The sequence below is a fragment of the Xanthomonas sp. BRIP62415 genome (assembly GCF_003993515.1).
Taxonomy (GTDB): domain Bacteria; phylum Pseudomonadota; class Gammaproteobacteria; order Xanthomonadales; family Xanthomonadaceae; genus Xanthomonas; species Xanthomonas euroxanthea.
The window spans coordinates 87,113-107,794 of the sequence record NZ_QEZH01000034.1 but is presented as its reverse complement, the minus strand read 5'-3'; the positions used below and the strand labels follow the sequence as shown (position 1 = coordinate 107,794).

Annotated in this window: 23 protein-coding genes; 9 read left to right on the top strand and 14 right to left on the bottom strand. The window is 67.4% G+C overall.

Annotated elements, in window-relative coordinates; genetic code table 11:
• Positions 1-59: 59 nt before the first annotated feature.
• From EO141_RS18930 to EO141_RS18865, 14 genes are all read right to left on the bottom strand, one after another.
• The gene (locus tag EO141_RS18930) at positions 60-773 is read right to left on the bottom strand and encodes a C-type cytochrome biogenesis protein (protein ID WP_206514823.1); all 714 of its coding nucleotides are present in this window, start codon (positions 771-773) and stop codon (positions 60-62) included.
• Positions 767-1,249 (bottom strand): cytochrome c-type biogenesis protein, encoded by a 483-nt coding sequence (locus EO141_RS18925; RefSeq protein WP_164739321.1) that lies wholly within the window; start codon positions 1,247-1,249, stop codon positions 767-769. The genes EO141_RS18930 and EO141_RS18925 overlap by 7 nt, the downstream gene beginning before the upstream one ends.
• Positions 1,249-1,791, bottom strand: coding sequence for a DsbE family thiol:disulfide interchange protein (locus tag EO141_RS18920; RefSeq protein ID WP_104582852.1), 543 nt, complete (start codon positions 1,789-1,791; stop codon positions 1,249-1,251). Before EO141_RS18920 ends, EO141_RS18925 begins: the two co-directional genes overlap by 1 nt.
• Positions 1,788-3,776 carry a heme lyase CcmF/NrfE family subunit gene (locus EO141_RS18915; RefSeq protein WP_127169952.1) on the bottom strand — a complete coding sequence of 663 codons (1,989 nt, stop codon included), beginning with the start codon at positions 3,774-3,776 and terminating at the stop codon, positions 1,788-1,790. The genes EO141_RS18920 and EO141_RS18915 overlap by 4 nt, the downstream gene beginning before the upstream one ends.
• A gap of 62 nt (positions 3,777-3,838) precedes the next feature.
• A complete protein-coding gene (gene ccmE / locus EO141_RS18910; RefSeq protein WP_104582854.1) occupies positions 3,839-4,309 on the bottom strand; it encodes a cytochrome c maturation protein CcmE in 471 nt (156 codons plus the stop codon).
• Positions 4,306-4,515, bottom strand: coding sequence for a heme exporter protein CcmD (ccmD, locus tag EO141_RS18905; RefSeq protein WP_127169951.1), 210 nt, complete (start codon positions 4,513-4,515; stop codon positions 4,306-4,308). Before ccmD ends, ccmE begins: the two co-directional genes overlap by 4 nt.
• Entirely contained in the window at positions 4,512-5,270 is a 759-nt protein-coding gene (ccmC, locus tag EO141_RS18900) for a heme ABC transporter permease CcmC (protein WP_104582856.1), read from the bottom strand. Before ccmC ends, ccmD begins: the two co-directional genes overlap by 4 nt.
• Before the next feature lie 10 nt (positions 5,271-5,280).
• A complete protein-coding gene (locus EO141_RS18895; protein ID WP_127169950.1) occupies positions 5,281-6,606 on the bottom strand; it encodes a S8 family serine peptidase in 1,326 nt (441 codons plus the stop codon).
• Entirely contained in the window at positions 6,603-7,259 is a 657-nt protein-coding gene (locus EO141_RS18890; RefSeq protein ID WP_164739320.1) for a zf-HC2 domain-containing protein, read from the bottom strand. The genes EO141_RS18895 and EO141_RS18890 overlap by 4 nt, the downstream gene beginning before the upstream one ends.
• A complete protein-coding gene (locus EO141_RS18885; protein WP_127169948.1) occupies positions 7,256-7,837 on the bottom strand; it encodes a sigma-70 family RNA polymerase sigma factor in 582 nt (193 codons plus the stop codon). The genes EO141_RS18890 and EO141_RS18885 overlap by 4 nt, the downstream gene beginning before the upstream one ends.
• A gap of 63 nt (positions 7,838-7,900) precedes the next feature.
• Positions 7,901-8,623: a hypothetical protein gene (locus EO141_RS18880; protein ID WP_104582957.1), complete on the bottom strand. Its 723-nt coding sequence runs from the start codon at positions 8,621-8,623 to the stop codon at positions 7,901-7,903.
• Between the two features lie 451 nt (positions 8,624-9,074).
• Positions 9,075-9,506: a c-type cytochrome gene (locus tag EO141_RS18875; RefSeq protein WP_104582860.1), complete on the bottom strand. Its 432-nt coding sequence runs from the start codon at positions 9,504-9,506 to the stop codon at positions 9,075-9,077.
• Positions 9,507-9,539: 33 nt separating this feature from the next.
• The gene (locus EO141_RS18870; protein ID WP_127169947.1) at positions 9,540-10,883 is read right to left on the bottom strand and encodes a cytochrome C; all 1,344 of its coding nucleotides are present in this window, start codon (positions 10,881-10,883) and stop codon (positions 9,540-9,542) included.
• 83 nt (positions 10,884-10,966) lie between these two features.
• Positions 10,967-11,533, bottom strand: a complete 567-nt coding sequence (locus EO141_RS18865) for a cytochrome b/b6 domain-containing protein (protein ID WP_184363505.1) — start codon at positions 11,531-11,533, stop codon at positions 10,967-10,969.
• 354 nt (positions 11,534-11,887) lie between these two features.
• Here EO141_RS18865 and EO141_RS18860 point away from each other — a divergent pair, with 354 nt between their 5' ends.
• From EO141_RS18860 to EO141_RS18820, 9 genes are all read left to right on the top strand, one after another.
• Complete coding sequence (locus EO141_RS18860; RefSeq protein ID WP_127170004.1) at positions 11,888-12,361, top strand: FdtA/QdtA family cupin domain-containing protein; 474 nt, start codon at positions 11,888-11,890, stop codon at positions 12,359-12,361.
• Complete coding sequence (locus EO141_RS18855; RefSeq protein WP_127169946.1) at positions 12,362-13,486, top strand: DegT/DnrJ/EryC1/StrS family aminotransferase; 1,125 nt, start codon at positions 12,362-12,364, stop codon at positions 13,484-13,486.
• On the top strand, positions 13,483-14,736 hold the full coding sequence (locus EO141_RS18850; RefSeq protein ID WP_127169945.1) for an O-antigen translocase: 1,254 nt from the start codon (positions 13,483-13,485) through the stop codon (positions 14,734-14,736). Before EO141_RS18855 ends, EO141_RS18850 begins: the two co-directional genes overlap by 4 nt.
• Positions 14,733-15,671: a glycosyltransferase gene (locus EO141_RS18845; RefSeq protein ID WP_127169944.1), complete on the top strand. Its 939-nt coding sequence runs from the start codon at positions 14,733-14,735 to the stop codon at positions 15,669-15,671. The genes EO141_RS18850 and EO141_RS18845 overlap by 4 nt, the downstream gene beginning before the upstream one ends.
• Positions 15,671-16,813, top strand: coding sequence for a hypothetical protein (locus tag EO141_RS18840; protein ID WP_127169943.1), 1,143 nt, complete (start codon positions 15,671-15,673; stop codon positions 16,811-16,813). Before EO141_RS18845 ends, EO141_RS18840 begins: the two co-directional genes overlap by 1 nt.
• A 43-nt stretch (positions 16,814-16,856) precedes the next feature.
• Positions 16,857-17,708 carry a Wzz/FepE/Etk N-terminal domain-containing protein gene (locus EO141_RS18835; protein WP_127169942.1) on the top strand — a complete coding sequence of 284 codons (852 nt, stop codon included), beginning with the start codon at positions 16,857-16,859 and terminating at the stop codon, positions 17,706-17,708.
• 158 nt (positions 17,709-17,866) lie between these two features.
• Positions 17,867-18,709: a class I SAM-dependent methyltransferase gene (locus tag EO141_RS18830; protein ID WP_127169941.1), complete on the top strand. Its 843-nt coding sequence runs from the start codon at positions 17,867-17,869 to the stop codon at positions 18,707-18,709.
• Positions 18,710-18,721: 12 nt separating this feature from the next.
• Positions 18,722-19,954 carry an amidohydrolase family protein gene (locus EO141_RS18825; RefSeq protein WP_164739319.1) on the top strand — a complete coding sequence of 411 codons (1,233 nt, stop codon included), beginning with the start codon at positions 18,722-18,724 and terminating at the stop codon, positions 19,952-19,954.
• Positions 19,951-20,649: a class I SAM-dependent methyltransferase gene (locus tag EO141_RS18820; protein WP_104648511.1), complete on the top strand. Its 699-nt coding sequence runs from the start codon at positions 19,951-19,953 to the stop codon at positions 20,647-20,649. Before EO141_RS18825 ends, EO141_RS18820 begins: the two co-directional genes overlap by 4 nt.
• Positions 20,650-20,682 lie beyond the last annotated feature (33 nt).

Sequence of the window (20,682 nt, the reverse complement as noted above, 5' to 3'; positions counted from 1 at the left end):
GCGCTGCGGTCGGCTGGCAGCGTGGTGTCTTTGAACGCGGACACAGTCCGCAGCTGGCTTCAGGGCGCCGCGCGCCTGGATTGCCGCGCGCTTGCCAGCGCTTCGGCCACGGCGATCTTGTCGGCCACCGCTTTCTGCATCGGCGAGCCGGCGTCGAGCAAGCCATGCAGATGGCGCCAGTGCGCGCTGGCTGCGCGGTAGTCGTGCTGCTGAAAGTCGCTGATGCCCAGCAGCCACAGGCCACGTTGATGATCCGGCTCGCGTGCGACCACCTGTTGCAGGCGGGCGCGTGCGTCGGCGTCGATGGCGAAATCGCTGCGCGTGGCCATGTCCGCAGCCACCCAGCCGACCAGGGCAGCGCTGAGATCGGGCGCGATCTTCAGCGCTTGCGCATAGGCTTCACGCGCATCGGCGGGGCGGCTGTCCTGCTCGTGCGCTTTAGCTTGCTGCATCAACGCTTCCAGCCTCTGCTCCTGCGCAGCGTCGGCCTGGGCGGCCCGCGTTTGCTCAGCACCGGCAATGGACGGCGGCGCGGCGGCCGGTTGCGCCAGGGGCTGCGCCGCCGCGTACACGCGCCGCGCGATCGCCTCCGGCGCGCCCACCAGCCGATACAGACCGGCCGTGGCGATGGGCACGCCGAGCACCAGGGCAATCGGCAAGATGTAGCGTGCGTTGCCATTGCGTGTGGGCCGGCGCAGCAACGGCGTCAGCAACAACAGCAAGGCAACCACCACCAGCGCGGCGCTTGCGACATAGAAACCCGTCATCACCACTCTTCCTCCGCCGGCGGCGCCATCGGGGTGCCGGCACGCGCACGTTTGCGCACGGTATGGAGCACCACGCCCGCACCGGCGCCCAGCAGCAGCAACGGGCCGAACCACAGCAGCCAGGTGCCGCGCTTGACCGGCGGGTCGTACAGCACGAAATCCGAATAGCGATCGACCATGTACTGCTTGATCTGCGCATCGCTCCTGCCGGCCTGCAGTTGCGCAAACACCTGATGGCGCAGGTCACGCGCCAGTGCCGCGTTGGAGTCGGCCAGGTTCTCGTTCTGGCACACCAGGCAGCGCAGCTGTGCGGTCAGGCGCTGGTAGCGCGCTTCGTCGCTGCGGTTCTTGAACGGCAGCGGGTCCACCGCCTGCGCCGCCAGCGGCGGTGCAAGCAGCGCGCCCAGCAGCAGCACCAGCAGCAAACGCAATGGCCGGCCCTGCATGCGCCAGTACCAGCGCCATGCGCGGCGCGCCGCCATCACGGCGTGGTCCTGGGCAATGCGGCGATGGCGGGCAGCAGCGCGTCGTCGATGACCTCGGGCGTGAGCACGCCGATGTGCTTGTAGCGGATCACGCCTTGCGCATCGATCAGGAAACTTTCCGGTGCGCCGTAGACGCCGAAGTCGATCGCGGTCTGGCCGGTTTCATCGGCGATGACCAACGCATAGGGGTTGCCATGTTGCGCAAGCCAGGCGGTGGCGTCGGCAGGCGCGTCCTTGTAGTTGTAGCCGATCAGCGGCACCCCGAGCCGGCTGGCGCGGGCCATCAGCACCGGATGTTCGTGCACGCATTCGGCGCACCAGCTGCCGAACACATTGAGCACGTAGGCCTTGCCCAGCAGCTGATCGCGACTGACGCGTTGCCCGGGCTGATCCAGCAGCGGCAGCGAGAACGCCGGCGCCGGCTTGCCGATCAACGGCGAGGGCACCTCGCGCGGGTTGTGCTGCATCGTCCAGTAGATGCCGAAGCCGAACAGCGCCGCCAGCAACAGGAAACCCAGCAAGGGCAGCAGACGGTTCATGCGTGCGATTCCTGTGCGGTGACCAGGGCGCCGTGTGCCGGTGCCCTGGCCGCCGTGCCGGCGAGGGCCGGCGCACGGAAACGGCGGGCGCAGGCGCTGACAAAACCGCCCAGCATCATCAAAAGGCCGCCGGCCCAGATCCAGCGGATGAAGGGTTTGTAGTACAGCCGCAGCGTCCAGTCGTATTCGATGTGTTGATCGTCCAGTGGCTCGCCGAGTGCGACATACAGATCGCGCGTGATGCCGGGGTCGATCGCCGATTCGGTCTGGATGCGCTCGCTGCTGTACAGGCGTTTTTGCGGATGCAGTTGCGCCACCACCTGGCCATCGCGGCTGACCTGCACGCTGCCTTGTTCGGCCTTCCAGTTCGGCCCGTCGATCAACTGCACGCCATCGAAGCGGAAGGCGTAGCCGGCGATCTCGGCGGTCTGCCCGGGTGCCAGGCGCACGTCGCGTTCGACCGACAGGCTTTCAGACACCAGCACGCCGGCCACGAACACCGCCACGCCCGCATGCGCGAGCAGCATGCCGGCCATTTCCGCCGGAAAGCGCCGGCCGCGCGGCATCTCGCGCCAGCGCTTGTGCATGTACAGCGCGGTGCCGGCCGCCACCCACGCGGCGACGCCGATCCCGGCAATCGCCTTGACCTGGCCATCGGCAAACAGGCTGCCGACCAGCGCACAGGCAATCGCGGCGATGCCGGCGCGCGTGCCCAGTGCCCGCAACGGCGCCGCCTCGGCCTTGCCCCAACGCAGGTACGGGCCGAACGGCAGCAACAGCATCACCGGCATCATCAGCAGCGGGAACAGCAAGCCGAAGTAGGGCGGCCCCACCGACACCTTGCCCAGGCCGAAGGCATCGGCCACCAGCGGAAACAAGGTGCCCAGCAACACCATCGCCGCGGCCACGGTGAGTAGCAGGTTGCCGATCAGGATCGCGGTCTCGCGCGAGGCGGCGGCGAACGGTTTGCCGCTGGCGATCCTGGGTGCGCGCAGCGCGTACAGCAGCAACGAGCCGCCGACCACGGCGATCAGGAAGATCAGGATGTACAGGCCGCGGCGCGGATCGGCGGCGAAGGCATGCACCGAGGTCAGCACGCCCGAGCGCACCAGGAAGGTGCCCAGCAACGACAGCGAGAACGCCAGGATCGACAGCAGGATGGTCCAGGCGCGCAGGCTGCCGCGTTTTTCGGTGACCGCCTGGGTGTGGATCAGCGCGGTGCCGACCAGCCACGGCATGAAACTGGCGTTTTCCACCGGGTCCCAGAACCACCAGCCACCCCAGCCCAGTTCCGCGTATGCCCACCAGCTGCCGGCAACGATGCCGGCGGTGAGGCAGGCCCAGGCCACGTTGGTCCACGGCCGCGCCCAGCGCACCCACGCCTGTTCCAGTTCGCCGCCGAGCAGGGCCGCCACCGCGAACGCGAACGCCACCGAGAACCCCACATAGCCGGTGTACAGCACCGGCGGGTGGAAGGTCATGCCCGGATCCTGCAGCACCGGATTGAGCTCGTTGCCATCCAGCGGAATTGGCGACAGCCGCCCGAACGGATTGGAGGTCAGCAGGATGAAGGCCAGAAAGCCCACCGACACCATCCCCAGCACCGCCAGCACGCGCGCGGCGAACTGCTGCGGCAGATGCCGGCTGAAGGCGGCCAGCAGCACCGTCCAGGTCGACAGGATCGCGATCCACAGCAGCAGCGAGCCTTCGTGCGCGCCCCACACTGCGGCGAAGCGGTAGTACCAGGGCAGGGCAAGGTTGGCGTTGTCGGCGACATAGCGCACCGAAAGATCCAGCGACAGCAGCGACCAGGCGAGCAGGCCGAACGCCATCCACACGAACAGCGCCTGGCCGACCGCGGCAGGCCGCGCAATGCCCATCAACGCGGGGTTGCCGCGCCAGGCGCCGACCAGTGGCAACACGCCCTGGGCCAGCGAGAGCAGTAACGCCAGGATCAGTGCGATCTGGCCGAGTTCAGGCGTCATGGGCAAATCGCATCGTGCAGCGAAGAGAGATCATCGATTGGTGGAACACCGTGCGCGTCGCATCAGCGCGGCGCAGACAGCGGCACGGCGGTGGCGGGCATCGGCTTGCCGACATGGCCTTCGGCCATCGCGTCCTTCAGTTCCTTCGGCATGTAGGTTTCGTCGTGCTTGGCCAGCACTTCGTTGGCGACAAAGCGCCCGCCCTGCATGCGCCCGTTGGCGATCACCGACTGGTTGTCGCGAAACAGGTCCGGAAGAATGCCGGTGTATTCGACCTGCGTCGCGGCGTGCTTGTCGATCACGGTGAAATGGACGGTGAGGCTGTCGGTGGCGCGCTGGATCGAGCCGGCCTTGACCATGCCGCCGAGGCGGAACTGCTGATAACTTGCCGCTGCGCCGGCATGCACCTGGCTGGGCGTGAACAGATAGCTCATGTTCCGTTGCAGTGCGAGCACGATCAGCGTGACCGCCAAAGCGGCGGCGGCGAGTGCGCCGAGCACCAGCCACAGGCGTTGCTTGCGGGTGGCGTTCATGGGGCCTCACGCTCCAGCGGCGCTGCAGACGCTACATCGCGTGGGCGCCGCGGCGTCTGCCGTTGCAGCTGGCCGCGCAGTTCGCGCGGCAGGCGGCGCCGACGCAACCACGGCGATGCCAGATCGGCCAGCAGCACCAGCACGAACACGGCGTACGCGGTCCACACGTATTGCCCGTAACCGCCCATGTCCAGCAAGGTGGTCATGCGGTGCGCCCGGTCAACACGATGCGGCGTGCCCAGTCCTTGCCGCTGTCCAGGGCGAGCAGGTCCACGCGCACGCGGCCGAACAGGCTGGCCACGTAGTAGCACTTGGTGGCCAGCAGCATCGTCAGCAGCGGCCACAGCATGTCTGCGCTCATCGTGGAGGGGCCGAGCAGGCGCACGGTGGAGCCCTGGTGCAAGGTGTTCCACCACACCACCGAGTAATGCACGATCGGCAGATTGACCAGGCCCACCAGCGCGAGCAGCCCGGCCGCGCGCATCGCCTGGCGGCGCTCTTCCACTGCGTGGTACAGGCCGAGCACGCCCAGATACAGGAACAGCAGCAGCAACTCGGAGGTCAGCCGCGCATCCCAGGTCCACCAGGTACCCCACATCGGCTTGCCCCACAGCGCGCCGGTGCACAAGGTGATGAAGGTGAAGGCCGCGCCGATCGGCGCCGAGGCCATGGTCACCACCTCGGCCAGCTTGATCCGCCATACCAGCGCGATGAACGCCGCCACGCCCATCGCCGCGTAGATGAAAAGACTCATCCAGGCGCTGGGCACGTGGATGAAGATGATGCGGTAGGCATCGTGCTGCTGGTAATCCGGCGGCGCCAGCACCAGCCCACCGTAGGCGGCCACCGCACCCAGCAACAGCGCCAGGCCCAATGCCCACGGGCGCACGCGTCCGGCGACGCGATAGAAGACGGGCGGCGAGCTGAGTTTATGCAGCCACAGGGGAATCCACTTGGCCATGCCGGTGTCGTCAGTTGGGATGTCGGGCGGGAGGCGCCAGTGCCTGCACGGCGGCGCCGGCGTTGACCTGCAACTGGCCGTCGGAGATCTTGCTGGTGCGCTGCATCAGCTCGCGCAGTGCCTTGGCATCGAGCGAGGGCGACAGCGACAGCAGCAACGCGACCATGCCGCTGACATGCGCGGTGGCCATCGACGAGCCGGAGGTGAAGTCGTAGCGGCCGTTCGGCTGGGTGGTCAGGATGTCCTTGCCGGGGGCGCTGAGCACGCCGGGCATGGCGGCGCTGGAGCTGCTGCTGCGGACCACCAGCACGCCCGGCACATCGTTGGGAAAGCCGTCCAGGCGCCCGTTCGGCGGCATTGCGGTGACCACGATGCGCCCTTGCTGCACCAGGTGCTGCAGCATCTTGCTCAGCAGCGGGTCGGCCGGGCCGCCCAGGCTCAGGTTGATCACGCGCGCGGAGCTGTTGTTGATCGCCGCCAGCGCCTTGGCCAGGGTGAAGGTGTTGCAGCGTGCGGTGGCGCCGACGCTGGGCGCATACCAGCAGGCCTTGTAGATGCTCAGCATGGCCTTGGGCGCCATGCCGACGATGCCTTGATGGTTGTTGCTGCCGGCGGCGATGATGCCGGCCACCTCGGTGCCGTGCGAGTCGCTGCTGGTCATCACCGGCGCGTCGTCGACAAGGTCGTGCACATCGCGGATGCGCGCCTTCAGGTCGGCATGGGTGGTGTCCACGCCGGTATCCACCACCGCCACCACCACGCCGCGGCCCTGGGTGACGGTCTGCGCGCTGGCCGCATCGGTGGCGATGAAGCCGCGTTGCAGATCCACGTACGGGTCGTTGTAGCCGGACAGCGCGGTGGTCTTTTCCGACGCGTCGGCGGAAAACACCGAGAAATCCTGCACCGGCTGCACCAGCTCCACGCCGTCGTCGTCGGCCAGCGCAGTGACCAGCTCGTCGCGCGACACGCCCGGCGGCGGCTGCAACACCGCGCAGTACAGGCCCAGCGAGGTGATCGGCCAGCCGGCGACTTCGCGCAGCTTGTAGCGCTGCTTGAGCGCTTCCATGCGCGCGGCCGCCTTTTGGCCGGCGCCGTAGTAACTGGAGGCGTAGCCGATCAGGCTGGAACCGGCGCGCGCCGGCGGCGCACTGAGCGGGTTGGCCACCGCCAGCAGGATGTCGCGGCTGCTGTCGGGCGTCTGCGCATCGGCTGCCGGTGGCGTGCTGCTGCCGGCGGCGACGACCTGCGCCGGCTCCTGCGCTGCGGCCTGCACGCTGGTGTGCGTGCCAAGGCCGATGCATGCGGCGATCACGCCGATGGCGAGCATGCGCTTCATGGCGCGGACACGATCTCGGCCATCCGGATGCCGGGGTTGGCGCGCAGCTGTTGCACGGTCCGCTGCGGCTGTGCCGGCGGTTGCAGTGCGGCCGGCACCACGGTGTAGGCGCCCATGTCGTTGGGCCCGCCGATCACCTGCAACTGCTGCGCATGCAGCAGGCGGTCCCAGTCGGCCACGGTCATCCTGGCGTCCGGCACCACACGGATGGCGCCTTGCGGCACCGGCTGGGTGGTGGCGCTGCTGAGCGTGCGGTAGTCGTGCGAGGGCGCCGGCGCGGCCAGCTTGACGCCCATGACGCCCAGGCCGATCGCCTGCACCAGGGCCGCGGCCGCCAGGGCACGGACCGTCCAGCTGCCGGAGCGGCGCGCTGCCGGCGGCGGCGCAGGCGCGCTGGTCTGCTCCGGCGCATCCAGCCGGCCGAGCAGGCGCTGCAGGCCGGCGTCGGGGTCCAGCTTCACCGCCGACGGCAGTGCCAGCGCCTGGCGCAGGCGGTTCTGCTGGGCGAACTCGGCACTGCACGAGGCGCACTTGGCCACATGCGCGATCAGCCAGGTGTTCTCTTCCTCGGTGGCGCTGTCGAGCAGGACCGCGGGCATCAGTTCCCAGGCGTGCGAGCATTCCTTGCCAGGCGCGATGAAAAACGTCTTCATTGCATGGTCTCCGTATAGGGAGCGCCGCCGGCCAGGCCGGGCAGCACATTGCGTAATTTGACCCGCGCATGGAACAGCCGGGCCTTGATGGTGCCCACCGGGCACTGCATGATCTCGGCGACTTCTTCCAGCTTGTGGCCGACGCCATAGACCAGTTCGATCACCAGGCGCTGGTCCGGCGACAGCCGATCCATGCCCTTGTCGAGCCAGTCGCGCAGTTCGCGGTCGTCGTTGTCGTCGGCGCTGGGGGCGTGGTCTTCCACCATGGCGGTATCGTCGATGGCCTCGCCGTCGTGCTGGCGCAGGCACTTGAGGCCGCAGCGGTAGGCAATGCCCATGATCCAGGTCGAGACCTGCGAATCGCCGCGGAAGTCGCCGGCCTTCTGCCAGGCGATCCAGAAACAGTCGTTGATGGCTTCCTCGATGATGTCCGGGCGCCGGGTCAGGCGCGACAGGAACCGGCACAGCCGGCCGTGATAGCTGGTGTACATGGTGGACAACGCGGCGCGATCGCCCGCCGCCATGCGGCGCAGCAGCATGCGATCGGTGGCATCACCCAGGGTGTCGGAGTCATTCATCAAGGCACGCACGGCAGAGGACACCTCTAGGTGCCCGGGAGCGGGCAAAAGGTTGCGGGTGGATCAGAACGCGCGCGACACCATGCCCACCCACGGCGTTTCGCCGGGGCCGCCCTGCGCGCGCGGGGTGTTGCTGCTGGTCAGCACCCGGTCCAGCTTCACGGTCCATGCGGCGTGGTTCCATTTCAGGCCCAGTTGCCCATACCGATAGCGGCCGGAACTCTGGGCGCCGTAGGTCATGGCCGGAAAGTCGGAGATGCCGGCGCCTGCCGAGAGGCTGACACTGGCCGACAGCGGCACGCTGGCGGTGACATCGATCACCTTGTTCCAGGGCGAGCGCTGCGCACGCGGGAAATTGAAGGTGGACAGCGAGAACGTGAGCATGTCGCGGTAGGACCACGCCAGGCTCGCTTCCTGGCGGTCGAAGGTGCGCGACTGGCGGTCGGCGGGGTAGGCGTAATACAACAGGCTGGCCTGCATCTGCCAACGGTCGTCCAGCATCCAGGCGCGTGCGCCCTGGGCAGTCACCGCCACCGGCCGGCTCAGCGAGGGCGACTGCAGTGCCGTGGACACCGAGACCGACCAGCCGGGGGAGGGCAGCCAGTAGCCGGCTGCCTGCAGGGTGACGCGGTTGGGTGCGACCGAGATGCCGCGGTCGATCAGGGTCGAGGCCACGGCGACCGCGCCGCCAAGGTTATCCGCCAGCGCGTTGCCGCACGGGCCCAGCACCAGCGCCAGCAACAGACTGCGGCGCAACGGCGCGCGGTGGCGCCGCCCGCAGCGCAGAGACGTACAAGGCAGGCCTGGCGACAAAAACACGGCGGACAGCGTCGGGCGTGCACCGATCGCGCCCCACGGCTGCCCGCCGCAGGCGCAGCGGCGTCGCGGTCGTAAGGGGGCGTGCTGGGCGGGTGACACGGTGGGCAAGGGCGTAGGACGTCGGCACAGGGCGGGGCGGGATAGTCACCCATCACGCAGGACGAGACCGCCGCGGCTGCGACGGTTTCGTCCGTATACGCGAAGGGACCGGTTCAGGCAACGCGGCCCGGCACACATGTGCAGTGCTGGTCCGGGGGGCGGTGCTGGACGCGGACACTGCGGCCGGCCGGCTGTACGCTGCTTGAAGCGGGCATCCCCCTCCACCGGCGGCGCGGTCAGGCCGGTGCCGGGACCGCCCTGGGGCAGGCATCCCGCGCCGGGGTGCCGGCGCGGCCGGTCCGTCGCCTGCCGGACGGTCTCAATGCAGGGTAGCGAGGTAGGCGATCAGCGCGTCCAGTTCCTTTTCGTCCTCCAGCCCTTCGTACTTCATCTTGGTGCCGGGCAGGGCCTTCTTGGAGTCCTGCTTCAGGAATGCCTTCAGGCTGTTTGCATCCCAGACGCCCTTGTTCGGCATCAGGTCCGTCGAGCGGCCCTTGAGCACGGCCGAATAAGCTTTGAGGTCGGGCGAGTAGCCGCTGAAATCGGCCACGCTGCCGGGAGGGCGGTTGACGATGCCAAACAGGGACGGGCCCTTCTTGTTCTTGCCCTGGGCGGCGCTGTGGCATTCGGCACATTCGCTTGCGAACACGCTCTTGCCATCGGCGGCCCGCGCCGGGGCGGTCAGGGTGGCGCCGGCCAGCAGCAGGCCGGCCAGCGAAGCGCACAACAGGGTCTTGGGAAATGAAGGCATGGGAGTCCGTACGGTTGCGTGCAACAGGGGAAATCAGAACGCCAGGTTCACCGACAGCGTGAAGCTGTCGAGGTCGCGCGGATTGGTGATCGGCGGTCCGCGGAACACGTTGGAGGTGCTGCCGTTGAACTTGTCGAAGCGGAACCAGCCAGCCGACACGCGCAGGTTGGCATTGGTGGTGTAGGTGCCTTCGCGCCCGAACGGGCTCCAGTACACCAGGATCAGATTGCTGGTGGTGTCGGGGATGCCGACCGGCGAATAACGCGCTGCATCGAACGAACCGGTGTTGATCATGTGCGCGGCCAGCACGCCGTAGGTCTGCTTGAACGCGTAGTTCATGCTGATGGTCTGGTCGCGCACGCTGCCACGGTCGAGCGCGGGCATGGTCGGGTCGGACGGAATCAGCGGGCTGCCGTATCTGCGGCGCTCGTAGATGTTGACGTAGGCCAGCGACAGCACGTGTTCGCGGGTGCCGAGGAATTGATAGGTCAGGTCGTAGCCGAAATCGGTGAGGTCATCGCTGGGCCCGTTGCGCGGACGCTGGCGACGCGTGTTGAGCGCGGTCAGGCCCACCGAGAAGAACTGCCGCTTCATGTCCTTCATGTACGCAAGACGCGCATAACTGGTGTCGCTGAGCTTGCCCGGGTCGCCGTTGATCGGCCAGCCGAGCCGATCCTGCGCCGAGGGCGACAACGCGCTGTAGCTGCCCACTTCGCCGTACCAGTTCTTGTCGTACAGCCCGTACACGCTGGCACCGATGACGCGGTTGGACAGTGACGAGGAGCTGAGCATGGTGGACGCGCCGCCATTGGATGCCGGCGTCAGGGTGGACGCATTCGGCAACACATGCACTGGGTCGGAAATGCCCGGATTGTTGTTGACGCTGACGCCGAGCATGGTGTCCTTGCCGGCCATCTGGAACGGTTTGCTGACAAAGCGCAGGTCCACATCGTCCAGGCGCGTATCGAAGGTGGCGTTGCCGCTGTTGTTGGAGCGGATCTTGGAGTAGCCGCCGATGTTGTCGCTGACCCGGCCGGCCAGATACAGGTCGGCCTGGGTCAGCCGCGCGGTGCTGTCGCCACGGCTGGGATTGTTGCGCGCCCAGGTCAGCTGGCCGGACACCGGGATCTTGGTGCCTTCGCCATTGGTATCGGTGAAGCCGCCAAGCTTGAAGCGCATGCCGTAAGGCGTGAGCGACGGGCCGTAGGAACCGATGTGGCAATCCGCGCAGGACGAGCCGGTCTGGCGCGCGAACGAGGGGATCGCCTGGGCGTGCGTGCTGGCCAGCAGCAGCAACGGGCCGGACACGCACAACAAGGACGTCAGGGAAGCGGGACGCGTGGCGGTGCGACGCGGAGCGGGCTGGGGAGCAGGCATGGAAAGTCCTTGTTCGACAGTGCGGGATGCAGCGGTGCGGGAACGGGCGAGGAAACGGGTCACAGAGGGCGGCATGCGGCGGCTCATGCGCGCTTGCCCGGCAGCACGCGACGCAGCAGGCCGTCGCGCAAGACCAGGTGATGCCAGAGCGCGGCGCCGATATGCAGCAGCACCAGCGCCAGCAGCGCCCAGGCGGCATTCAAGTGCCACATGCCCAGGGTGTCGCCGAGGTCACCATCGGGTGCGACCAACGCGGGCAGCGGGATGCCGAAGAAATACACCGTCTTGCCGAAGGCACCGCTCAGCGCCCAGCCCAGCAACGGCAACGCGAGCATCAGCCCGTACATCGCCACATGCGTGGCACCAGCGGCCAGGCGCATCGGCAGCGAGGCGGGCGGGCCGGGTGGCAGCGTGCGCAGGCGCAACCGCAAACCGACCCGCAAGGCGAACAACACCAGTACCAACAGGCCGAAGTGGCGGTGACCTTCCAGCAGCCACTGGCGCAGTGCGCGGCCATCCAGTTCGGCGCGCAGCAGGATCAGCGTGGCCGCCATGGTCAGGCACAGCACGGTAAGCCAGTGCAGGACACGCATCGAGGTTGGCAGCGGCAGCACGCGCGCGGCTGCCGGCGCCTGTTCCGGCAATGGCATGGGGCCTGCGCCGCTGGCGGACGCGCTGGCGGGCGGCTGGGGGGATGGACTCATCTGATCTGTCTTCCGGTGGTGGTCGTTGGTTCCGGCAGTGCGCTGCCAGGCCTGGCTCCCCACGCCGGCCGAACGGCGGCCAGGTGAACGTGCACCGATATGTGCGGCGATGTCGGAGAAAGGTTGCGTTGCAGTCGGCATTTCGCTCGCATGCGCCGCACATCGATGTGCTGCGGCGTGCGCAACTGCGCTTGTGCGCACCTGGCTTCGCAGCGCCGTGACCGCGCGCAACCTTTCGCGCATCCCGGCGCACTCAGGCATGTCGCACTACGTGCAGTCAGCGGTTACGCCCTTCCGATCATGGCCATCGAACGCATCCAGTTGCATACCCACGGCGACGATCGCGGACTGCTCATTTCGTTGGAGCAGCAGCGCAATGTCCCGTTCGAGATACGTCGCGTGTATTACCTGTTCGGCACCCGCAACGGCGTCCATCGCGGACAGCATGCACACCGTCAGCTCAACCAGCTTGCGGTGGCCTTGCATGGCTCGGTGACGATCCTGCTGGACCAGGGCGATGGCCACGGCCAGCAGGAAGTGGTGCTGGACGATCCATCGCAGGGCCTGCTGCTCGGCCGCATGGTGTGGCGGGACCTGCATCGCTTCAGCCCCGACTGCGTGCTGATGGTGTTGGCCGACCAGTTCTACGATCCCGCCGACTACATTCTGGACTACGACCAGTTCCTCAGCGAAGTGCGCGCTAGCAGAAAGGCCTTGAATATGTTTGAAGGCATTGCTTCTCACTCTGATGCGCTGTTGGGAGTTCAACCCTAGATGCTTGCGCCGATGGATGTGCCGTTCCTGGATTTGCGCGCGGTCAATGCGCGCTATGCCGATGCGCTGAAGCTTGCTGCGGCGCGGGTGATCGATGCCGGCTGGTATGTGCTCGGGCAGGAGCTGGCCGCATTCGAGGAAGAATTCGCCAGTTACTGCGGCGCGGCGCAGGCGGTGGGTGTGGGCAACGGGCTGGATGCGTTGTCGCTGATCCTGCGCGGCTATCGCGAGCTGGGCGTGTTGCGCGAGGGCGATGAAATCATCGTGCCCGCCAACACCTTCATCGCCACCTTCCTTGCAATCAGCCAGAACCACCTGGTGCTGGTGCCGGTGGAGCCGGACCCTGCGACCTTCAACATCGATCCGGCCAGCGTGGAGAAGGCGATCGGCCCGCGGACGCGCGCCATCATGGCGGTGCATCTGTATGGGCAGTTGGTCGACATGCCGGCGCTACAGACGCTGGCGCATCGCTACGGGCTGCTGCTGATCGAGGATGCCGCGCAGGCGCATGGCGCCAGCGCGCAGGGGCGCCGTGCCGGTGCCTTCGGCGATGCGGCGGCCTTCAGTTTCTTCCCGACCAAGAACCTCGGAGCGCTCGGCGATGCTGGCGCGGTGGTGACCTCGGATGTGCGCCTGGCCGAGCGTATTCGCGCGCTGCGCAATTATGGTTCGCAGGTGAAATATCACCACCTCTGCCAGGGCGTGAATTCACGGCTGGACGAGATGCAGGCGGCGTTTCTGCGGGTCAAGCTGGGCTATCTGGACGATGAAATCGCCCGCCGCCGCGCGGTGGCGCAGCGCTACCTGCACGGGATCGACAACCCCTTGATCACGCTGCCCACGGTGGTGGCCGAGGCGCAGCATGTCTGGCATCTGTTCGTGGTGCGCAGCACCCAGCGCGATGCCTTGCAGGCGCATCTACTGCGCGCGGGCATCCAGACCCAGATCCATTACCCGGTGCCGCCGCACCGGCAGCCGGCCTACACCACCCTGGGCGATGCCTGCCTGCCGGTGAGCGAGCGGCTGCACCGCGAGGTGCTGAGCCTGCCGATGGGGCCTGCGCTGGACGATGCCTCGGTTGCGCGTGTGATTGCCGCATGCCAGTCGTTTGGCACCGCTGCATGAATCTCGTGCGCAGCAGCGCCTACACCGGCGCTGCGACGCTGGCCAAGCTGCTGGCCGCGCTGGTGGTGGTGAAGCTGGTGGCGGTGTACGCCGGCCCGCAAGGGGTCGGCCGCCTGGGCCAGTTCCTCAATCTGATGTCGGTGCTGGCGGTGCTGGCAGGTGGCGGCATCAGCGCGGGCATCGTCAAGTATGTGGCCGAATATCGCGACGATGCCGCTGCGCTGGCACGTCTGCTCAGCGCGGCGCTGTGGTACGCCTTCTGCGCAGCTTGCGTGATGGCGGTGCTGGCGTTGCTGTTCAGTGGCGCCATCGCCGAACGCCTGCTCGGCGATGCGGCGTACCGGCCGCTGATCTGCGTGGTGGCCGTGGCACAGCTGGGCATCGCACTGGTCAACTACATCCTGGCGGTGATCAACGGCTTCATGGACGTGCGCCGCCTGGCGTTGGTGCAGGTCAGCGGCGCAGTGCTGAGCGTGGCACTGGTGGCATGGCTGTCCAGCCGGGCACAGTTGCAGGGCGCATTGCTGGCGCTGGTGCTGGGCCAGGTGCTGTGGTTGCTGGCCGGCGTGCCGGCACTGCGGCGCAGCCGTTATTTTCGGCGCGACATGTTGCGCATGCGCTTCGATGCGCAGATGACGCGCAGGCTGGCGGCCTTCTCGGTGATGACGCTGACCGCCACGCTGGTGCCGCAACTGGTGGCCATCCTGGTGCGCGACCATCTGGCGCTGCAGTTCGGCTGGCAGCAGGTAGGTTACTGGCAGGCGGTGAGCCGGGTGTCGGATGCGTATCTGCTGTTCTTCACCACCGCCATCAACGTGTATTACCTGCCCAAGCTGGCATCGCTGCAGCAGCGCGCAGCGCTCGGGCGCGAGCTGCGGACCGCGTATCGCCATGTGATGCCGGCGGTGATCGTGATGGCGCTGGGCGTGTATGTGTGTCGCGATTGGGTGACCTGGCTGTTGTTCGACGCCCGGTTTGCCCAGGCCACGCCGCTGTATGCCCCGCAGTTGCTGGGCGATGTGATCAAGATCGCGGCCTTCGTGCTGTCGTACGTGATGCTGGCCAAGGCGATGACACGGCTGTTCGTGATCTCCGAATGTGTGTTTGCCGCCAGCTACCTGGCGCTGGTGTACCTGTTCACCGCCCAGTGGGGGCTGATCGGTGCGATGTATGCCTTCGTCGCCAACTATGTGCTGTATCTGCTGTTCAACATCGTGGTGGTGCGCCGCTATCTGGTGCAGCCGGCATGAGCGCTTCCACCCATCCCACGCGGCGTGCGCGCTGGCCGTTGGTGTCGGTGCTGATTCCGGCCTTCAACCACGAACGCTTCGTGCAACGCTGCCTGGACAGCGTGCTGGAAGACCCTTACCCGTGCAAGGAACTGGTCATCATCGACGATGGCTCCAGCGACGCGACCGGCGAGAAGATCGTGCAGTGGATCGCTTCCCACGGCCACCGGCTGCCGGTGCAGTTCGTCCAGCGCGCCAATCGCGGTGTGGCGGCCACGCTCAACGAGTTGGCGCTGCGTGCGCGGGGTGAGCATTTACGCATTGTCGCCAGTGACGATTATTTGGTTCCGGGAAGTTTGCAGGTCCAGGTTGTCTACCTGGATTTGAATCCTGGTAAGGATGCCGTGGTCGGTGACGCGTTTGTTGTCAATTCCGAGGGATGGAAGTTGTACGAAAGCGCCATGTGCGATCTCCATGGCGCCGATAAAAAGTTGTATCTTTCTGATGCGGGGATTCGTCGTGCCGTAATCTGCAATTGGGCGATAAGTGGCGCTGTCACGATGCTCAGACGTAGCGCGTTTGGCGCGGGGGCTGTCTGGGACGCGACGCTTAGGATTGAAGACTGGGATTTTTTTCTTCGGCTTGTCGCGCGTGATGCTCTCGGCTTCATTGACGTCAAGGTGTGTGCATACAGATTGCATGGAACCAACGTCAGTAAGACCAGGGATGTGTCCAGGCGGCTGGACAACCTTGCTGAATTCGGACTGGTGGCGTCGCGGAGTTCTGCGCTTTTTGAGGGGTTTGAACACTGGTTCCTGCGAGCACAGAAAAGTCTGATTGACGCAAAAATATGGTTCTTGAAAAGAAGCTATTTCAGGGCGTCGACGCATCTGCTGGCGTATTTTGCCAAGTCAATGCTTGCCTGGTGTCTGTATGGTAGCGGGAGAATTCGGTGATGTCGGTAACGGGGGGGGGGCTACGTAGGCCTGCGACCTATCTGTTTCCATCGCTTGTGATCAGTTGCCTGGTCTCTGTGGGAACCTATCAGCTGCCTGTTGGGTACCTCAACGGCATTTTCCTGTTGATTGTCGCGGCCTGGCTGCTGCTCGTCCTGGACGTGCTGATTGGGATCAAGCTGCCGGCATTTGAGCGCTTTCGCGCCTACCGCTATGCCGGCACCCGCGACGCGTTCCTGGTGATGGCGCTGGCGGCGGTGGTGACGGTGTTCTGCATCGTGGATGTGGCGCTGTTTCCGGTTCCGCTGTTCAGCGATCCGTCCTCGTATGCCACCTTGAGCCCGTTGCGCGCGCATGTGCGGCACATCTCCAACATGTGCTGGATCCTGCCGCCGATCGCGCTGCTGTGCGTGCGTCATCGCGGCCTGCGCGCGGCGATGGTGGTGCTGGGATTCGTGTTCCCGATCGTGGTGATCGACCGCAACCGCATCTTTGCCGGGCTGTTTTCGTTCGTGCTGGTGATGCTGTTGCGCCGCGACCCGTCGCGCCGCCTGCCGTGGAAGACCATCGGCCTGCTGGTGCTGGCCGGCGGCGGGGTGTTTTCCATCCTCGGCGCACTGCGTTCCGGCTCGCTGGCCACGGTCGCCCTGCCGTTCAGTGCCGTGTATCGCGCCATGCCGCAGGGCGTGCAGTGGTTGCTGCTGTACATCAGCGCCGGGCCGTACAACTTCGGCGCGATCCTGGCCAAGGGGTATGTCAACGCCAGCTTCCTGGTCAATCAGCTGGTGCCGTTCAGTGGCTCGATCGCCAACGCCGGCACCGGCATCCCGCTGGATGCGCCCAACATCAATGTGGGCACCGAGTTCTTTCCATTCCTGATGGCCTGGGGCGCGCCCGGTGCGTTGCTGGCGCTGCTGGCGTTGTATGCAGGCCTGCTGTGGAGCGTGCGCCTGCTCGACAGCTCGCTATCGATCTTCCATGTGCTGATCTTCCTGCGCATCGCCTATGCCTGCCTGATGTCGCCGTTCGCGCCGCAGGCCTTCACCTGGACCAATTTCGGCTTCATCGCGCTGTGCCTGGTGCTGCATGCCGGCACGGTGCTGCTGCCCAACCGCAATGCCGCACCCACCGCTGCTGCGTAATGCGCGGCAGCTTCGTTTTCACATGTTCCAGAGCCGGTGCACCATGACTCAACACGACGACATCTATCTGATCGACCTGTGGCGCATCCTGCGTCGCGAATGGCGCTGGGCGCTGGCCGCGCTGGTGGTGGTGCTTGCACTGACCGTTGCCTTTACCCGCCTGGCCATGCCGCAGTGGGAAGCCACCGCCTGGATCCAGGTCGGCGAGATCGGCCCCACGCCGGCCGGGCGCGATCCCAAGGTCGAACCGTTCCAGCGCGTGATCGATCGCATGAAGACGCGGCTGTTCCAGGACGCGGTGTTGCGCCAGGCTGGCGTGCCGCTGAAAAGCCGCGCGGCGCAGTTGTATCGCGGCAGCCTCAAGCCGGATCCGGACCCGTATGCCAACCTGATCGGGGTGACCATCCGGGCCGAATCGTCGGCGCAGGCGCGCAGCCTGGCGCTGGCGACGGTGAGTGCCTTGCAGGGTCTGCACGGTGACACCAACGCAGTGGCGCTCGCACTGGCGCGCACGCGCCTGCAGGGCCTGACCGACGATCTGCGCGTGGCCACCCGTAACCGCGATCAACTGCAGCAACAGGTGCAGGCCGGGCAGGGCGCCGCTGCGGCGACCCCGGCCCAGGTCCTGGCGGGCGTGCTGCTGACCGACAGCAACGCCACCGTGCGCGCATTGAAGAGCGAGCGCGACGATCTCATTGCCCGCCTGACCACGCGCTACACCTATCAGACCTCGCTGGCATGGCCGTTGTACGTACCCGAGCAGCGGGCGTTTCCGAATGCCGTCACCGCTTGGGCCGCAGGCCTGCTCGGCGGGGCAGGGCTGGCGGTGCTGGCCGCGGTGTTGCGCAATGCCTGGCGGCGGCGTACCGGCGCCGCGCCGCAGACTGCCGGCTGAGCCGCGCCGCGGCGCGCGGCACGGTGGACATCGCTGCCCGACGCTGCAACCAAACCGTCGGCACGCGGCACTCACCGGTCAATTAAGCGATGCCGCGTCGGCGGTGTCGCGCCTGGAGAGTGTGGTGAGAACAGCTGGATCGGGGTGGGAGGCTGCGCATGTCGGTGGCCAATGAGCATGCGGCGCGCGGTGGCACGGTGGCCCCGGATCGCCTGCTGGAGACGCAACGCGCGTTCGACAGCGTGGCGCCGGACTACGACGGCCCACGCGGCAACAACGCGCTGATCCAGCGTATGCGCACCACGCTGTGGGACACGGTCGCGGCCGAGTTGCCGGTGGGCTCGCGGCTGGTGGACCTGGGGTGCGGCACCGGCCTGGATGCCGGCGAATTCGCACGTCGCGGTTACCGCGTGCTGGCCACCGACTGGTCGCCGGCAATGGTCGAGCGCACCCGCCAGCGCGCGGCCACGCAAGGCCTGGAAGAGCGCCTGAGCGCCGCCCATGTCGGCATCCAGCAGCTGGACCGGCTGGAGGGCAGCTTCGACGGCATGTATTCCAACTTCGGCCCGCTCAATTGCGCGCCGGATCTCCCGGCGGTGGCGGCCGAATGCGCGCGCCTGCTGCGCGCCGATGGCTGCCTGGTGTTCTCGGTGATCGGGCGCATCTGCCCCTGGGAAATCGGCCATTACAGCGTGCGCGGGCGGTTCAGGCGCGCCGCGGTGCGGGCCGCGCGCGGGGTCACCGCCGTGGGCATGAACGGCCACACCATCTGGACCTGGTACCACCTGCCGCGCGAGTTCTACCGCGCCTTCGCCAGGCACTTCGTGCTGGACCGCTATCGCGCCTTGAGCCTGTTCCTGCCGCCGCCGTACCTGGTGGATTTCTGCCAACGGCATCCGCGCCTGTCCGAGCGTCTGGGCCGGTGCGACGACCGCCTGGGCGGGCTGCCGCTGCTGCGCGACATGGGCGACCACTTCCTGATCGTGCTGCGCAAGCGCTGAGTGGAGATGCCGATGTCCATGGCCGATGTCTGCCTGCAGGGCGCGCGCGCGATCACCCTGGCGGGCCCGTCGCGCGCGCCGTTGACCATCCGCGCGGGGCGCTTCGGCGGCACGCTCGGCACCGGCAGCCAGCGCCTGGACCTGCAGGGGCATGTGCTGGCGCCCGGCCTGATCAATGCGCACGAGCATCTGCAGGTCAACTGCGTGCCGCCACTGCCGCAGGGCGCGGTGTTTCCCAACAGCTATGCATGGATCGAGGCGTTCCAGGCGCATTTCCGGCATCCCGATGTGGTCGCTGCCCTGCGTGTGCCCAAGGCGGTGCGTCTGCGTCATGGTGGGTTGAAGAACCTGCTGGCCGGCGTCACCTGCGTGGCCCAGCACGACCCGTGGCACGCCACGCTGGACGAGACCGGCTTTCCGGTCGGGGTGTTGCGCGAGTTCGGCTGGAGCTATGCGCTGGGGTGGACCGGTTATGGCCCACCGGTGCAGGGCAGCTTTGCCGCAACCTCGCCCGCGCATCCCTGGATGATCCATCTGGCCGAAGGCACCGATGCGGCGGCGGCCGCCGAACTGGAGGAACTGGACCGGCTCGGTTGCCTGGCGCCCAACAGCGTGCTGATCCACGGCGTGGGCATGGGCGAGCGCGACATCGAGCGGGTGATCGCACGTGGCGCAGCGGTGGTGTGGTGCCCATCGAGCAATCTTGCACTGCTGGGCCGCACGCTCGACCCCTGGCGCCTGTGCATGGCGGGCCGGCTCGTGTTGGGCAACGATTCGCGTGTCAGCGGTTCGCGCGATCTGCTGGAAGAGCTGCGCATCGCCGCCAGCAGCGGGTTGGCTGCGGATCTGTTGCTCGGCCTGGTCACCCATCAGTCGGCGCGCATCCTGCGCATGGCCACGCGTGGACGCCTGGCGCCGGGGGCGGCGGCGGACCTGGTAATCGTGCGCGATCGCGGTGGCGACCCCGCGCTCAGCGTGGTTGGCTGTGCACGCGGCGATCTGCGTGCGGTGATACGCGATGGCGCGCCGCGCATCGCCGACCCGGATTTTGCCGACTGGTTCGACGCGGCCGGCATTCGCACCGTCCCGGTGCTGCTGGACGGACGCCCCAAGCTGCTCGACGCCACGCTGGCCGATCCGGCGGTACTGGCACTGGAACCCGGCCTGCAGCGCGTGCCCCAGCCTGCACACCAACCTGCGCGCCAGCCCGGCGTGGCCATGGCCGCCAGCGGTGCGGTGTCGTGAGCGCAGTACCGATCCTCGAGCCGGCAGCGGCGTATGCACTGTGGGCGCAGGCGTATCCGCCGCACGCACACAACCCGGTGATGCTGGCCGAAGAGCGCGCCATGCTCGCGCTGATGCCGAACGTGTTGCAGGGCCAGCACGTGCTCGACGCCGGCTGCGGCAGCGGCCGCTACATGCTGCATGCCTTGCGGCGTGGCGCGCTGCAGGTCACCGGCGTGGATCTGTCGCCGCAGATGCTGCAGCGTGCGCGCGCCGAGCTGGCGCAGGACTGGCCATCGGCGCGCATGCGCCTGCAGCAGGGCAGCCTGGAGCAGCTGCCGCTGGGCGACGCAGTGGCCGATCTCAGCGTCTGCGGTCTGGTGGTCGGCCATCTGCAGCAGCTATGGACGGCGCTGGAAGAACTGCACCGCGTCACCCGCATCGGCGGCCTGGTGCTGTGCAGCGACGTGCACCCCATCGGCCATGCGCTGGGTTGGCAACGCGACTTCAAGGCCGACGGCCGGCAGTACGCGGTGCGGCATACGCAACATCTCTACAGCCATTGGCATGCGGCCTGCGTGGCACTGGGCATGGAGATCGAAGCGGTGGCCGAGCCGATGCTGGACCCGGCCGACATCGCGCCCGGCGCGCGCTTCGATCAGGCCGCGCTGCGGGTGCCGGTCGCGCTGGTGCTGCGGCTGCGGCGCATCGCGTGACCAACGTACTGGCCATGGTGGCGTGCGCATGCA

Bases quoted from the DNA above. Each gene is read 5' to 3' on its own strand.
- EO141_RS18925 (WP_164739321.1), bottom strand. From the start codon at position 1,249: ATGGCGGCGCGCCGCGCATGGCGCTGGTACTGGCGCATGCAGGGCCGG.
- EO141_RS18920 (WP_104582852.1), bottom strand. From the start codon at position 1,791: ATGAACCGTCTGCTGCCCTTGCTGGGTTTCCTGTTGCTGGCGGCGCTG.
- EO141_RS18915 (WP_127169952.1), bottom strand. From the start codon at position 3,776: ATGACGCCTGAACTCGGCCAGATCGCACTGATCCTGGCGTTACTGCTC.
- ccmE (WP_104582854.1), bottom strand. From the start codon at position 4,309: ATGAACGCCACCCGCAAGCAACGCCTGTGGCTGGTGCTCGGCGCACTC.
- ccmD (WP_127169951.1), bottom strand. From the start codon at position 4,515: ATGACCACCTTGCTGGACATGGGCGGTTACGGGCAATACGTGTGGACC.
- ccmC (WP_104582856.1), bottom strand. From the start codon at position 5,270: ATGGCCAAGTGGATTCCCCTGTGGCTGCATAAACTCAGCTCGCCGCCC.
- EO141_RS18895 (WP_127169950.1), bottom strand. From the start codon at position 6,606: ATGAAGCGCATGCTCGCCATCGGCGTGATCGCCGCATGCATCGGCCTT.
- EO141_RS18890 (WP_164739320.1), bottom strand. From the start codon at position 7,259: ATGAAGACGTTTTTCATCGCGCCTGGCAAGGAATGCTCGCACGCCTGG.
- EO141_RS18885 (WP_127169948.1), bottom strand. From the start codon at position 7,837: ATGAATGACTCCGACACCCTGGGTGATGCCACCGATCGCATGCTGCTG.
- EO141_RS18875 (WP_104582860.1), bottom strand. From the start codon at position 9,506: ATGCCTTCATTTCCCAAGACCCTGTTGTGCGCTTCGCTGGCCGGCCTG.
- EO141_RS18870 (WP_127169947.1), bottom strand. From the start codon at position 10,883: ATGCCTGCTCCCCAGCCCGCTCCGCGTCGCACCGCCACGCGTCCCGCT.
- EO141_RS18865 (WP_184363505.1), bottom strand. From the start codon at position 11,533: ATGCCATTGCCGGAACAGGCGCCGGCAGCCGCGCGCGTGCTGCCGCTG.
- EO141_RS18860 (WP_127170004.1), top strand. From the start codon at position 11,888: ATGGCCATCGAACGCATCCAGTTGCATACCCACGGCGACGATCGCGGA.
- EO141_RS18855 (WP_127169946.1), top strand. From the start codon at position 12,362: ATGCTTGCGCCGATGGATGTGCCGTTCCTGGATTTGCGCGCGGTCAAT.
- EO141_RS18850 (WP_127169945.1), top strand. From the start codon at position 13,483: ATGAATCTCGTGCGCAGCAGCGCCTACACCGGCGCTGCGACGCTGGCC.
- EO141_RS18845 (WP_127169944.1), top strand. From the start codon at position 14,733: ATGAGCGCTTCCACCCATCCCACGCGGCGTGCGCGCTGGCCGTTGGTG.
- EO141_RS18840 (WP_127169943.1), top strand. From the start codon at position 15,671: ATGTCGGTAACGGGGGGGGGGCTACGTAGGCCTGCGACCTATCTGTTT.
- EO141_RS18835 (WP_127169942.1), top strand. From the start codon at position 16,857: ATGACTCAACACGACGACATCTATCTGATCGACCTGTGGCGCATCCTG.
- EO141_RS18830 (WP_127169941.1), top strand. From the start codon at position 17,867: ATGTCGGTGGCCAATGAGCATGCGGCGCGCGGTGGCACGGTGGCCCCG.
- EO141_RS18825 (WP_164739319.1), top strand. From the start codon at position 18,722: ATGTCCATGGCCGATGTCTGCCTGCAGGGCGCGCGCGCGATCACCCTG.